The organism is Pseudomonas sp. LBUM1678 (genome assembly GCF_059695575.1).
In genome coordinates this window covers 5,457,513-5,469,950 of sequence record NZ_CP166775.1, presented here as the reverse complement: position 1 = coordinate 5,469,950, position 12,438 = coordinate 5,457,513, and the positions used below count along the sequence as shown (strand labels likewise).

Annotated in this window: 10 protein-coding genes; 2 read left to right on the top strand and 8 right to left on the bottom strand. The window is 58.3% G+C overall.

From position 1 onward, the window contains the following. Positions 1 to 111: 111 nt before the first annotated feature. The 6 genes from ACA070_RS24790 to ACA070_RS24765 all read right to left on the bottom strand — a co-directional run bounded on the left by ACA070_RS24790 (position 112) and on the right by ACA070_RS24765 (position 9,191). The gene (locus ACA070_RS24790; RefSeq protein ID WP_497448716.1) at positions 112 to 606 is read right to left on the bottom strand and encodes a hypothetical protein; all 495 of its coding nucleotides are present in this window, start codon (positions 604 to 606) and stop codon (positions 112 to 114) included. Positions 607 to 781: 175 nt separating this feature from the next. Further along, positions 782 to 3,199 carry an endopeptidase La gene (gene lon / locus ACA070_RS24785; RefSeq protein ID WP_497448715.1) on the bottom strand — a complete coding sequence of 806 codons (2,418 nt, stop codon included), beginning with the start codon at positions 3,197 to 3,199 and terminating at the stop codon, positions 782 to 784. A gap of 261 nt (positions 3,200 to 3,460) precedes the next feature. Further along, positions 3,461 to 3,838, bottom strand: coding sequence for a DUF6124 family protein (locus ACA070_RS24780; RefSeq protein ID WP_497448714.1), 378 nt, complete (start codon positions 3,836 to 3,838; stop codon positions 3,461 to 3,463). A 462-nt stretch (positions 3,839 to 4,300) separates the two neighbouring features. After that, positions 4,301 to 4,678, bottom strand: a complete 378-nt coding sequence (locus ACA070_RS24775; protein ID WP_497448713.1) for a DUF6124 family protein — start codon at positions 4,676 to 4,678, stop codon at positions 4,301 to 4,303. Positions 4,679 to 5,180: 502 nt separating this feature from the next. Next, a complete protein-coding gene (locus ACA070_RS24770; RefSeq protein ID WP_497448712.1) occupies positions 5,181 to 7,592 on the bottom strand; it encodes a glucose/quinate/shikimate family membrane-bound PQQ-dependent dehydrogenase in 2,412 nt (803 codons plus the stop codon). A 216-nt stretch (positions 7,593 to 7,808) separates the two neighbouring features. Beyond that, on the bottom strand, positions 7,809 to 9,191 hold the full coding sequence (locus ACA070_RS24765) for a carbohydrate porin (protein WP_497448711.1): 1,383 nt from the start codon (positions 9,189 to 9,191) through the stop codon (positions 7,809 to 7,811). A 361-nt stretch (positions 9,192 to 9,552) separates the two neighbouring features. Between ACA070_RS24765 and ACA070_RS24760 the strand changes: the two genes are divergently transcribed. Then, complete coding sequence (locus ACA070_RS24760) at positions 9,553 to 9,783, top strand: VF530 family protein (RefSeq protein WP_131060937.1); 231 nt, start codon at positions 9,553 to 9,555, stop codon at positions 9,781 to 9,783. 2 nt (positions 9,784 to 9,785) lie between these two features. Further along, positions 9,786 to 10,436 carry a Pr6Pr family membrane protein gene (locus tag ACA070_RS24755; protein ID WP_497448710.1) on the top strand — a complete coding sequence of 217 codons (651 nt, stop codon included), beginning with the start codon at positions 9,786 to 9,788 and terminating at the stop codon, positions 10,434 to 10,436. Between the two features lie 174 nt (positions 10,437 to 10,610). Here the strand turns inward: ACA070_RS24755 and ACA070_RS24750 are convergent, their stop codons facing one another. Both ACA070_RS24750 and ACA070_RS24745 read right to left on the bottom strand, forming a co-directional pair. Beyond that, positions 10,611 to 11,396, bottom strand: coding sequence for a siderophore-interacting protein (locus ACA070_RS24750; protein WP_497448709.1), 786 nt, complete (start codon positions 11,394 to 11,396; stop codon positions 10,611 to 10,613). Then, entirely contained in the window at positions 11,393 to 11,971 is a 579-nt protein-coding gene (locus ACA070_RS24745) for a PadR family transcriptional regulator (protein ID WP_497448708.1), read from the bottom strand. The genes ACA070_RS24750 and ACA070_RS24745 overlap by 4 nt, the downstream gene beginning before the upstream one ends. Between the last annotated feature and the right edge of the window lie 467 nt (positions 11,972 to 12,438).

Below are 12,438 nucleotides of genomic sequence, written 5' to 3'. Positions count from 1 at the left end.
TTCACGACGAACGGCGAGCATAACTGAAGTCCGTAGGAATACTAAATGTGTTGACGGCTTCAAAGGCAATCGGGTCAATTCGGATGCCTTTGAAGACAGGGCGGCTTCTGCTTAATCGATAGTCACGTAAAGTTCAAACGTTACCTTCAAAGACAGTGTTTCGCCTTTATTTGTTTTGCCAGTAATGGTGAAACTATTTGACTTGTAGTAGCGCCCGTTCCCTAAAACTTCCAGTTCCAGGGTTGCTTCGGTTTCAGTGAGGCCTAGGAGAACGTAAGAATTACCTATATATGACATTTCACTGTATTGCACATCCGTCAGGTCACCGTTCGCACCTCCAGGGAATTTATAGGTGCCGGAGGTGATGCCTTTCCTTAAACTAAAATCAAGCGCTCGAAAATCGCTAGTAATGGCTGGACTAGAGTTGTGAGCACCGGAGGTGCTGCCGATCACCAAATAGTTGTTACCTGGAATATTTGGGCTATTAATTCGTTGGCTTTCATACGGAGCCCTTGCAAATGGAATACCGCTTGGTTCGACTGTGTGTGGAAAAATCGCATTAATCTTTCCGGAAATATTTTCTATTTCTCCTGCTTGAGTATTCATGCACTAATCTCGCTGATTAAGATTGAGCAGTCAGTATTAGCGAGACGGATTACCAAGAGATACTGTCAAAGTTGACAGTTTTTTAGCTTGTTATGTTTTTACGAGTCATTTTTAGATAATGATTCGGAATAACAAAGCGCTGCGGGTATCAACCTCACAGCGCTTGAACTGCGGCTCAGAACAATATCTTCGCTACATCCGCAAACCGCCTGGCAAAGTGCACGGTAATCCCTTCCTTCAGATAATCCGGCAGTTCATCAAAGCTTCCACGGTTAGGCTCCGGCAGAATCAATTCAAAGATCTTCTGCCGCCGCGCCGCGATCACCTTCTCACGCACCCCGCCAATCGGCAGTACATGCCCGGTCAGCGTCAACTCGCCCGTCATGGCCACGCCTTTTTTCGGCGGTTGGTTGCGGGCGAGGGAGAGCAGGGCGCTGGCCATGGTCACGCCGGCGCTCGGGCCGTCTTTCGGGGTGGCGCCTTCAGGAACGTGCAGGTGAACGAAAGCTTCGTCGAAGAACTTTGGATCACCGCCAAACGACTTCAGGTTGGAGCTGACGTAGCTGTAGGCGATTTCCGCCGATTCTTTCATCACGTCGCCCAGTTGCCCGGTGAGTTTGAAGCCACGGTTCAGGGTGTGGATGCGCGTGGCTTCGATCGGTAGAGTCGCGCCGCCCATGCTGGTCCAGGCCAGCCCCGTGATGACGCCGGTGCCGGACAGCACTTGTTCGTTGCGGAACACCGGATGACCGAGTGAGGCTTCGAGGTCTTTCGGTGCAATCTTGATCACCGCTTTCGGCTCGTCGATCAACTTCACGACGGCTTTACGCACCAGTTTGCCCAGTTGTTTTTCCAACTGGCGCACCCCGGCCTCACGGGCATAACCGTCGATCAAGGCTTTCAACGCGCTGTCGCTGATGCTCAGGCTGCCTTTGGACACGCCGGCCTTTTCCAGCTGCTTCGGCCACAGGTGACGTTTGGCGATGGCGATTTTTTCTTCGGTGATGTAACCCGACAGGCGAATCACTTCCATCCGGTCCAGCAATGGGCCGGGAATCGAGTCCAGTGTGTTGGCGGTGCAGACGAACAGCACTTTCGACAAATCCAGGCGCAGGTCCAGGTAGTGGTCGAGGAATTCGACGTTCTGTTCCGGGTCGAGGGTTTCCAGCAGTGCCGAGGCCGGGTCGCCCTGGAAGCTTTGGCCCATCTTGTCGATCTCGTCGAGCATGATCACCGGGTTCATCACTTCGACGTCTTTCAACGCCTGCACAAGTTTGCCCGGTTGTGCGCCGATGTAGGTGCGGCGGTGGCCCTTGATCTCGGCTTCGTCGCGCATGCCGCCGAGGCTGAAGCGGTAGAACGGCCGGCCGAGGGATTCGGCGATGGACTTGCCGACGCTGGTTTTACCCACGCCGGGCGGGCCGACCAGCAATACGATGGAACCGCTGATCTCACCTTTATAGGCACCGACCGCGAGGAATTCGAGGATGCGGTCCTTGATGTCGTCGAGGCCGGCGTGGTGTTTGTCGAGCACCTTGCGTGCGTGTTTGAGGTCAAGTTTGTCCTCACCGAACACGCCCCAAGGCACCGAGGTCGCCCAGTCGAGGTAGTTGCGGGTGACCGCGTACTCCGGCGAACCGGTCTCGAGGATCGACAGCTTGTTCATTTCTTCTTCGATGCGTTTTTGCGCCTGCGCCGGCAGCACCTTGCCTTCCAGGCGCTGCTCAAACTGTTCGATGTCGGCGCTGCGGTCGTCTTTGGTCAGGCCAAGCTCTTGCTGGATGACCTTGAGTTGTTCCTTGAGGAAGAACTCGCGCTGATGCTCGCCAATCTTGCGGTTAACTTCGGCGGAAATTTCTTTTTGCAGGCGAGCGACTTCGACTTCCTTGCGCAGCATCGGCAGGACTTTTTCCATGCGCTTGAGCATGGGTACGCAATCGAGCACTTCCTGCAGATCGTTGCCGGTGGCCGAGGTCAGGGCGGCGGCGAAGTCGGTCAGCGGTGATGGATCGTTGGGGCTGAAGCGGTTGAGGTAATTCTTCAGCTCTTCGCTGTACAGCGGGTTGAGCGGCAGCAGTTCCTTGATAGCGTTGATCAGCGCCATGCCGTAGGCCTTGACCTCGTCGGTCGGCTCCGTCGGTTGGTGCGGGTATTCGACTTCCACCAGGTACGGCGGGCGATGGTGTTTGAGCCAGCTGCGAATGCGTACGCGAGTCAGGCCTTGGGCGACGAATTGCAGTTTGCCGTTTTCGCGACTGGCGTGGTGCACCTTGACCAGCGTGCCGTACAGCGGCAGAGCCGAGGTGTCGAAGTGGCGCGGATCTTCCTGGGGCGTGTCCATGTAGAACAGGGCCAGGGAGTGGTGGTCGGATTTGCTGACCAGGTCGAGGGTTTCAGCCCACGGTTCTTCATTGACGATGACCGGCAGCACTTGGGCCGGGAAGAACGGGCGGTTGTGGATCGGGATGATGTAGACCTTGTCCGGCAGGTTCTGGCCGGGCAGGGCGAGGCCTTTGCCGGTGGAAGGGTGTTCGGCGTTCTCTGGGTCGGCGTACTCGCTCGGGTCTTCGGGGAATTCTTGCTGGTCGCTCATGGGGCACCTGCGCAATGGGGTATGGGTCTTAGATGGGGCAGGTGGGGGGTGGTTTCAATGGGGCGGGATATTTCTGGGTGTGTGTTCAGGGTTTGGACAGGTGCTTCTTTTGACCTTGGCGACCTGACAGCCGACCAATGACTTGCAGGTGTACCCCGAACCCTTGTAGGAGCGAGGCTTGCCCGCGAAGGCGGCGTGTCATTCAACATCGATGTCGATTGACACGCCGCCTTCGCGGGCAAGCCTCGCTCCTACAGGGGATTAGCTGTTCGGCGAAGGTTTTGGTACGGGGACGTTATCCAGCATCCGGTTTGCTGCCAGTTCGGCCAGCATGACGATCTGTTGAATGGCCATCGCCTTGTGCCGGTGCGGGCCTTCCAGATAGTCCGCGAAATCACTCGCCATTACGCTGGCCTGGGCCAACGACTCGCAGGTATGGGCCAACAGGTCTTCGTCTTTGATATCCGGAGCAATCAAAAACATCGTGCTCGGTTTACGGGTGGCAGGGGATTTGAGGCCGGCGGGATTGAGGTAGTGATCCAGCGCGCGTTCGGCGGCGTCGTTGAGTTTCTTGGAATCGAGGGATTCGTAGGGGGAAACGTCGTCGTTATGCGGGGGATTTGGGGTTTCTTTGAACATGGTGAAGCTCCAAGTAAGTAGTGGAGCCGCCACTGATCGCCGCGACGCGATTGTAGGTGGCAGCTGTACGCAGGTTCGCGGACCGAGCTACTTGGAAACCCGGCATACCCGAAGGTATCCCGCGCACAGCCACCATAAGACCAAACGACAAGCACTGAAGGCTGGTCGGTTGAGGCGGGTGATTATGCACCAAGTAAGCTGATTCAGGCCGCGACGCCTGGTCGCTGATTTTCAGCGACACCCAAAGCCTATCCTCCCAACTTCCGACACGACAACCGATAGAACTTGTCAGAATCCTCCGCCAGTACAGCAGCGGCTGTAGGACGTTCGCAGTTTTTTTCAGGCCAGCCTCGGCCAAATGTGGGAGCGCGAAGGCTGTTTAACATTCAACATAGATGTCGACTGAAACACCGCAATCGCGAGCAGGCTCACTCCCACAGGGGATTGGTTCCTACAGGGGGATTAGCTGTGTGGCGCAGGTTTGGGTACGGCGACGTTGTCCAGCATCCGGTTCACTGCCAGTTCGGCCAGCATGACGATCTGTTGAATCGCCATCGCCTTGTGCCGGTGCGGGCCTTCCAGATAGTCGGCGAAATCACTCGCCATCACACTGGCCTGGGCCAATGACTCGCAGGTATGGGCCAACAGGTCTTCGTCTTTGATATCCGGGGCAATCAAAAACATCGTGCTGGGTTTGCGGGCGGCAGGGGATTTGAGGGCGGCGGGGTTGAGGTAGTGATCCAGCGCGTGTTCGGCGGCGTCGTTGAGTTTTTTGGGATCGAGGGATTCGTAGGGGGAAACGTCGTCGGTTTCTGGGGGATTCGGGGTTTCTTTGAACATGGTGAAGCTCCATTCGGGGACAGGGAGTTCGCCACGACTGCGACCAAGCAGTTGGGTGGCGAACCGTACGCAGGTTGGTCGACCAGGGAATGGAACCCGGCAGGGCCGAAGCCCTCCCACGCACAGCTCGCCATGAAGCAAGCACGAAAAGTGCGCCATTCTAAACCTGGGCGACCAAACCCGGCCGCTGAATTTGCAGCGACCTTGAAAGCCTATCGTCCGGGCTTCTGACACGACAACCGCTAGAACCTGTCGGAATTCTCCTCCGGAACAGCCACAGCTGTAGGACGTCGGCAAAAAAAATCAGGTCCGACGCGATCCAATGTGGGAGCGAGCCTGCTCGCGATTGCTGTTTAACTTTCAACATCCAGGGTGGCTGACAGTCCGCCATCGCGAGCAGGCTCGCTCCCACATTTGTTCAGTGGTATGGCAACCAAATCGGCACCCACAAAAAAGGCGACCCCCTCGCAGGAGTCGCCTTTCCTTTAACCGCCGCTAAACCTTACTCGGACAGTTTGTACGCAATCACATAGTCACCTTGCTTGGTGCCCAGCGACCCGTGACCGCCCGCAACGACGAGCACATATTGCTTGCCGTCCTTGCCGGTGTAGGTCATCGGCGTGGTTTGCGCGCCGGCTGGCAGTCGGCCTTCCCACAGTTGTTTGCCGTTTTTCACATCATAGGCACGCAGGTACTGGTCGAGGGTGCCGCTCAGGAAGCCTACGCCACCGGCGGTGGTGAAGGTGCCGCCCAGGCTAGGCACGCCCATGCTCAGCGGGATCGGAACCGGTGAGCTGTCGCGCACGGTGCCGTTCTTGTGCTTCCACAGGACTTTCGACGTGGTCAGATCGATTGCCGCCACGTAGCCCCAGGCCGGTGCCTGGCACGGCAGACCCATTGGCGAGAGCAGGGCTTCGAGGACGACGCCGTAAGGTGCGCCTTTGTTCGGCTGCACGCCTTCGGTTTCGCTTTTACGCGGGCCTTGGGCGGCGATTTCGGCGGCCGGGATCATTTTCGATTTGAACGCCATGTAGCTCGGGTTCACGAACGCGATCTGACGCACCGGGTCAACCGAGATGCCGCCCCAGTCGAACACGCCGAAGTTGCCTGGGTAAACGATCGAACCCTGCAGCGATGGCGGCGTGAACGGGCCGTCGTAGCGCATGGATTTGAAGTCGATCCGGCAGATCAGTTGATCGAACGGGGTCACGCCCCACATGTCGCGCTCTTGCAGCGGCGGCGGCATCAGGTTGAGGTCGGATTTCGGTTGGGTCGGCGAGGTGTGATCACCTTCGACAGCGCCTTGCGGAACGGGCACTTCGTTGATTGGCACGATCGCCTTGCCGGTGCTGCGGTCCAGCACATAAATACTGCCTTGCTTGGTCGACACGAGTACCGCTGGCTTCACGCCGTCTGCGGTTTTCAGGTCCATCAGGGTTGGTTGGCCGCCGACGTCCATGTCCCACAGGTCGTGGTGGGTGAGCTGCATGTGCCAGCGCACTTTGCCGGTGGCGATGTCGAGGGCGGTGAGGCCGGCAGCGTGCAATTCCGATTCAGGGGTGCGCGCGCCACCGAACTGGTCCGGGGTCTGGTTGCCCATCGGCAGGTAGAGCATGCCGAGTTTTTCGTCGACGGCGAACATGGACCACATGTTCGGCGAGTTGCGGGTGTAGACCTTGCCTTCGGCAATCGGCGTGGTGTCGTCCGGGTTGCCGCTGTCCCAGTTCCACACCAGTTTGCCGGTGTGCACGTCGAACGCGCGGATCACGCCGCTTGGCTCGTCGATGGAAACGTTGTCGGTGACGTGGCCGCCAATCACCACCAGGTCTTTGGTGACGGCTGGAGGCGAGGTGGAGTAGTAACCGCCGGCGTTGAAGCCGCCGATGTTGGCGGAGAGATCAACCTGGCCTTTGTTGCCGAAGTCTTCGCACATCTTGCCGGTGTCGGCGTCGAGGGCGATCAGGCGGGTGTCGGCGGTCGGCAGGAAGATCCGGCGAGGGCAGACCGTGCTGACCGGCGCAGGGCTGGCGGTGCCGGTCGGGCTTTGCTCGGACGCGTAAGCGGCGTCATCGTGATAGGTCACGCCACGGCAGGTCATGTGCGCCCAACCCTTGAAGTTCGCCGCGTTTTGCGTGGAGAGCTTCGGATCGAAACGCCAGATTTCCTTGCCGGTGTCCGGGTCAAGGGCGATCACCTGGCTGTGCGGCGTGCACACGTAGAGCATGCCGTTGACTTTCAGCGGGGTGTTTTCGGCCGTGGTTTCACCCGGGTCGTTCGGCCCTGGCAGGTCGCCGGTGCGATAGGTCCAGGCTGGAACCAGTTTGTTCACGTTCTGCGTGGTGATCTGCGCCAGAGGCGAGTAACGATCGCCATGGGCGCTGCGGCCGTAGGAGTTCCAGTCACCGTCGGGCATGGCCGGTGCGGTGTTGGTCATGCCCGGCACGCTGTCGCGGTCCAGTTGGCCTTTGATTTCACCGGGGTTGGTGAACTGGCTGGCCAGCGCAGCAACGGCGGCCAGCACCACGGCGACGCTCAGTGCGCCGGTGCCTATTGGGGATGCGCCTTCGCGCAACAGTGGGCGGCGGAACCACGGCAGCAACATGACGAGGCCCAGCGCAAACAGCATGGCCAGGCGCGGCACCAGTTGCCACCAATCGAGGCCGACTTCCCACAGGGCCCACACGGTACTGGCGAACAGCACCAGTGCATAAAGGCCCAGCGCAGCGCGGCAGGCCAGGATCAGCAGCACGCCGGTCAGCGTCAGGCCGATACCGGCCAGCAGGTAATACAGCGAGCCGCCGAGCATGCTCAGCTTGATCCCGCCGGCCAGCATGGCCAAGCCCATTAGCAGAAGCAGAATGCCGAGCAGGGTCGGCAACAGACGGCTTCGACTCAAAGCACCATCAGTGCTCATAGTGTGGTTCTCCGTGACGTTTCAAGTAGTCCCGCGCAAGTTCACTGTAGATGACGATGCTTTGCGGGCATGGTTCAGATAAAAAACGGTTGGACGCCGCATTACCTTGTAGGAGCGAGGCTTGCCCGCGAAGACGGATTAACATTCAACATAGATGTTGGTTTATAGATCGCCTTCGCGGGCAAGCCTCGCTCCTACAGGGTTCTGCGGTGTTTTTTAGAACGATGACTGGATTTTTATCCCGCCTATCAGCGCGTCATCGACCTTGTCCACGCCACCGGGGTGACGGATGTATTGCAGGTTCGGGCGCACGGTCAGCCAGTTCGTGACGTGCACGCCGTAATAGAGTTCGGCGCTGTATTCGGTGTCCTGGGGTGGCAGGAACGAGGGGTCGTCGTAGTCGAAGACGGCGCGAGCCTGATTGGTCGCTTCGGCGTTCTTGCGATAGGCCGGGTTGACGTGCACCCGGGCGAGGGCAAAACCGATGTCGTCCTTGGCCCGAGCATCGAACAGGCCTTTATAGACGACACCTGCCTGGACGTAGTTGTCGATGGCGTTGGTTTTCTTGTCGTGCATCGTGCCGTTGGCGAACACGCTCAAGCCGCGCGAATGGTCGCTGGCTCGGCTGGTGATCTGCTGTTGCACACCCAGCCACACTCCGTGCTTGCTCGACGCGCTGCGGTAAGCCTCGCCACTCAGGGCGGCGGGCTGACCGTTGCTGTCCTTGTAGGCATCCGTGGCTTTCGCGTTGCTGTAGTAATAACCGGCGCGGTATTCGCCCGGCAGGCCGTTGAGCTTGGGCGACCACACCAGCTCGACCGGCAAAATCGCGCCTTGGGTGCCGCTGCCGCTGAGCTTGAAGCCGTTGTCGCGATCGAGGTTCGACGGGTTCTGTTCATACGCGCCGACTTGCGCGTACAGCTCAGGCGTCAGGTGATATTTGACGCGCATCGCCCACTGGCTGACCGGCCAGTTGTACCAGATGCCGCCGACCCAGTTGCCGACTTGCGAGCCGCAAAACGCCAGGTTCTGGAAGTCGCAGGGGAAACTGTTGAAGTCCTCGCCTTCGCCGAAACGGCCGACCTTGATGTCGAGCTTCTGGTCGAAGAATTTCTGTTGATACCACATCTGCGTCAGGCGCCAGGTTTGCCCACGGCCCCAGACTTCCTGAGCCGAGGTGAAACCGCCGACGCGCGGATCGTTGATCCGGTCGTTGCTGATGTTGTTGCCGTTGCGTTCGGTGATGGTCAGCTGAAATTCTGCATCGTCCCAGCCCAGAATCTTCTGCAAGTCCAGATGCGTGCCGAAACCAAACTGGTCGCTGTAACGCGCGGTGCGATCGTGATCGTAGCCGCCGTGCAGATTGCTGCCCATTTCGCCGGTGTAATCGACTTTGAAGTCGTAGCCTTTTTCCGAAAGTTCGGTGCGCGTGCCGTTCCAGTCACCGAGCATCCAGGGCGATTCGCTATCGAAAGCGGGAGCGGCCTGAGTACAGGTGGCAAGGCCAAAAGCGCTAAACCCAGCGATCAGGGTCCGGGCTTTTCGGCCGGCAATAGCGGTGCAGACAGCGCTGTCTCGCGGAGTTGGGAAATCAGGCATAGAGAAGGAATTCTTGATCTTTTTCTGGGGGAGTGAACGGAAAGCGGCACTATGTCGCGGGCAGTTGAAGCGTTTCAGCTTGACGGACGCAAGGATAATGTCCTGTTACAAATAGAGAAAGCGCTTTTGCTGACATGGACCGTTTCGGATTTGGTAACAGTCCGTAGGAAAAGATCGCAGCCTCGTTTCACTCGACAGCTCCTACAGGTGAACTCCAATGCAGGAGCTGTCGAGTGAAACGAGGCTGCGATTTTTTGCGTTTCACCTACATTTAGCTGACAGCACACAGATCGCTTCCCCCCAAGGAAGCCCTCGGCTAAGGTGCGCGGCTTCCCATCCCTACATCGCTCGAAGGCCCGGCATGACCGAACAGAACAACAACCCGCTGCACGGCGTGACGCTGGAGCAAATCCTCAATGCCCTGGTTGAACATTACGAATGGTCGGGGCTGGCCGAGCGCATCGATATCCGCTGTTTCAAGAGTGATCCGAGCATCAAGTCAAGCCTGACCTTCCTGCGCAAAACCCCGTGGGCCCGGGAGAAGGTCGAACACTTGTATGTGAAGCTGATGCGCACCAAGCGCCCGCTCTGAATATGGTCAACCTGTCGACCCCAGGTTCTGCCGCGAGGCGTCGTTTTGTTGCGGTAGCCGCGGTGCTGGGCTGGTCGGGCCTGGCCATTCAGCTGTACCTGATTCTGTACTCACGCTGGACGCTGGAAGCCAGTCTGTTGGGTGGGCTGCTGAGCTTTTTCAGCTACTTCACCGTACTGACCAATACGCTGGTGGCGGTGGTGCTGACTTGTGAGTGGACGCCTCGCGAGTCGGCGGCGCGACGCTGGTTTTTGCAACCGTGGGTCAGCAGCGCGATTGCCGTGAGCATCGTTGTCGTCGGCCTGGCGTACAGCCTGTTGTTGCGCCACTTGTGGCATCCCGAAGGCTGGCAGTTTTTGGCTGACGAGCTGATGCATGACGTCATGCCGCTGCTGTTTCTGGTGTATTGGTGGTTGTGTGTGCCCAAAGGCACATTGCGGCTGCGGCATATCGGCCTGTGGATGATTTACCCGCTGGTGTACTTCGCCTATTCACTGCTGCGTGGTCACGAGTTGGCGGTTTATCCCTATCCGTTCATTGACGTCGGCACGCTGGGTTATCCACAGGTGTTTTTGAATGCAGGGGGATTGTTGGCGGGGTTTGTGGTGATTGCTCTAATTACTATCGCGTTGGATAGGTGGCGTGGCCGATGAACACTTGATGGTTATGCAGAGCGCTTTTGTGGCGAGGGAGCTTGCTCCCGCTCGGCTGCGAAGCAGTCGTAAAATCAGCATACGCGGTGTTTCAGGTAAAATTCGGTTGCTGGTTTTAGCACTGCTGCGCAGCGCAACGGGAGCAAGCTCCCTCGCCACAATATTGATTCGCGGTCACTCTTCGTCGCTGTCACCCAGCCGCCAGTAACCCACGGCTTTGACAAACTGCTCGTTCAAACCATGCTCATCCAGCAACACCCGACGGATCTGCCGTGACACCTTGGCCTCGGTCGCCACCCAGGCATACAGATTGCCGCTCGGCACTTGCAGTTGCTTTACGGTGGTCAGCAAATTGTCTTTGCCACCTTCGCGCAAGACCCAGATCACATTGACCTGTGCGGCGCTTTCCAGGCGTTGCTGCTCGGCACCGTTCTCCACTTCCACAATCACCAGCGCACGCCGATTGGCCGCTAAACCTTCGAGCCGGCGGGCAATGGCAGGAAGGGCGGTTTCGTCGCCGATCAAAAGGTAGCTGTCGAACATGTCCGGCACGACCATCGAGCCGCGGGGCCCGCCGATGTGCAGGAACTGGCCGGGTTTGGCTTGCTCGGCCCAGGTCGCGGCGGGGCCGTCGCCGTGCAGTACGAAATCGATGTCCAGTTCCAGGGCATTGAGGTCGTAACGACGGGGCGTGTAGTCGCGCATCGCCGGCATCGGCCCGTTGTCTTTACCGGCGCCGAGCACCAGGGTGTCCAGTGCCGCGTGTTCTGCCGCGTTTTGCGGGAACAGCAGTTTGACGTGATCGTCCGTGCCGAGGCTGACGAAACCGGCCAGCTCCGGGCCGCCCAAGGTAATCCGGCGCATCCGCGGCGTCAGGTTGACCACGCGCAGCACCTCCAGGCGACGGCGTTTGATCTCATGCGTGACACGGTGAATGGATTGCACGATCACTTCAGTCATTCGGCTTTCTCCTGAATGGGTTGAACGGCAGGGCCATCGACGATGGCTTTGGCGGTGTTATTGAGCAGGTCGCGCACCCGCAGAATTTCTTCCGGGCTCCAGCGCCCGTGGTGCATCTGCAAGGCATGTCGCAAGTTGTGCACCGCCTCGTGGATCTCGGCCGGACGATCATGGCCGCGCAATGAGCGCTTGCTGACCTCGATGCGCATCCGCACGCCGTCCAGCGCAATGGCCTGCTCGGTCAACGACAGACGTCCGGCGTCGGTGATGCTGTAGCGTTTTTTGCCGCCCTCGGCGTCGCCCAGGATTATTTCGCTTTCTTCAAGAAAGGTCAGGGTCGGGTAGATCACGCCGGGGCTGGGGCTGTAGGCGCCGTCGAACATGCTTTCGATCTGGCGGATCAGGTCATAGCCGTGGCAGGGCTGCTCGGCGATCAAAGCCAACAGCAGCAGTTTCAGGTCGCCGGGGGCGAACACCCGGGGTCCGCGTCCGCCGCGCTCACGGCCGAGGCCCGGGCGTTTTTCGAAGCCGTCGCGGCTGTCGCTGTGGTCTCGATGGGAATGATGGTCTCTCATTTTTGCGTCTTCTCTCGTCGTGTTTAGATACAACTTAAGATATATCTTTAGGCGAGCGCAAGCGTTTTGGACCAACGGTCGGCATGGGTCGCCGCTTGAGAGGGCATACGCATTCAGCGACGAGGAATGATGCACTGGTTGCTCTTTTAGAGTAATTGAACTAATTATGGAAGTTCTTCAGTTGATATTTAATACATCGTCATGAGATAAGTAGGCCACATCTTACGGAAGTTTAATGAGTGCCTGTCTGTGTGCTTTTCCAGGTAAAACTGTGTGTAGTATTTGTCTGAGGGTCAAACAATCTAATTAGTGTTTTCTTCACTTTTTTCCTGCGGTTCGAAAGCCATTGTTACTACATGTTCTTCGGAAGTTGCGTACTTACTTTCTCAAGAGATTGGACGATCATTCTTCGGCGTCGAAAGTTAAGCCAAATCGCCAGCACCGCAGTGAATGGCGATGGCTTGTTC

What these genes read in the sequence shown, in the direction of transcription:
- ACA070_RS24790 (WP_497448716.1), bottom strand. Translation starts at nt 606, where the DNA reads ATGAATACTCAAGCAGGAGAAATAGAAAATATTTCCGGAAAGATTAAT.
- lon (WP_497448715.1), bottom strand. Translation starts at nt 3,199, where the DNA reads ATGAGCGACCAGCAAGAATTCCCCGAAGACCCGAGCGAGTACGCCGAC.
- ACA070_RS24780 (WP_497448714.1), bottom strand. Translation starts at nt 3,838, where the DNA reads ATGTTCAAAGAAACCCCAAATCCCCCGCATAACGACGACGTTTCCCCC.
- ACA070_RS24775 (WP_497448713.1), bottom strand. Translation starts at nt 4,678, where the DNA reads ATGTTCAAAGAAACCCCGAATCCCCCAGAAACCGACGACGTTTCCCCC.
- ACA070_RS24770 (WP_497448712.1), bottom strand. Translation starts at nt 7,592, where the DNA reads ATGAGCACTGATGGTGCTTTGAGTCGAAGCCGTCTGTTGCCGACCCTG.
- ACA070_RS24765 (WP_497448711.1), bottom strand. Translation starts at nt 9,191, where the DNA reads ATGCCTGATTTCCCAACTCCGCGAGACAGCGCTGTCTGCACCGCTATT.
- ACA070_RS24760 (WP_131060937.1), top strand. Translation starts at nt 9,553, where the DNA reads ATGACCGAACAGAACAACAACCCGCTGCACGGCGTGACGCTGGAGCAA.
- ACA070_RS24755 (WP_497448710.1), top strand. Translation starts at nt 9,786, where the DNA reads ATGGTCAACCTGTCGACCCCAGGTTCTGCCGCGAGGCGTCGTTTTGTT.
- ACA070_RS24750 (WP_497448709.1), bottom strand. Translation starts at nt 11,396, where the DNA reads ATGACTGAAGTGATCGTGCAATCCATTCACCGTGTCACGCATGAGATC.
- ACA070_RS24745 (WP_497448708.1), bottom strand. Translation starts at nt 11,971, where the DNA reads ATGAGAGACCATCATTCCCATCGAGACCACAGCGACAGCCGCGACGGC.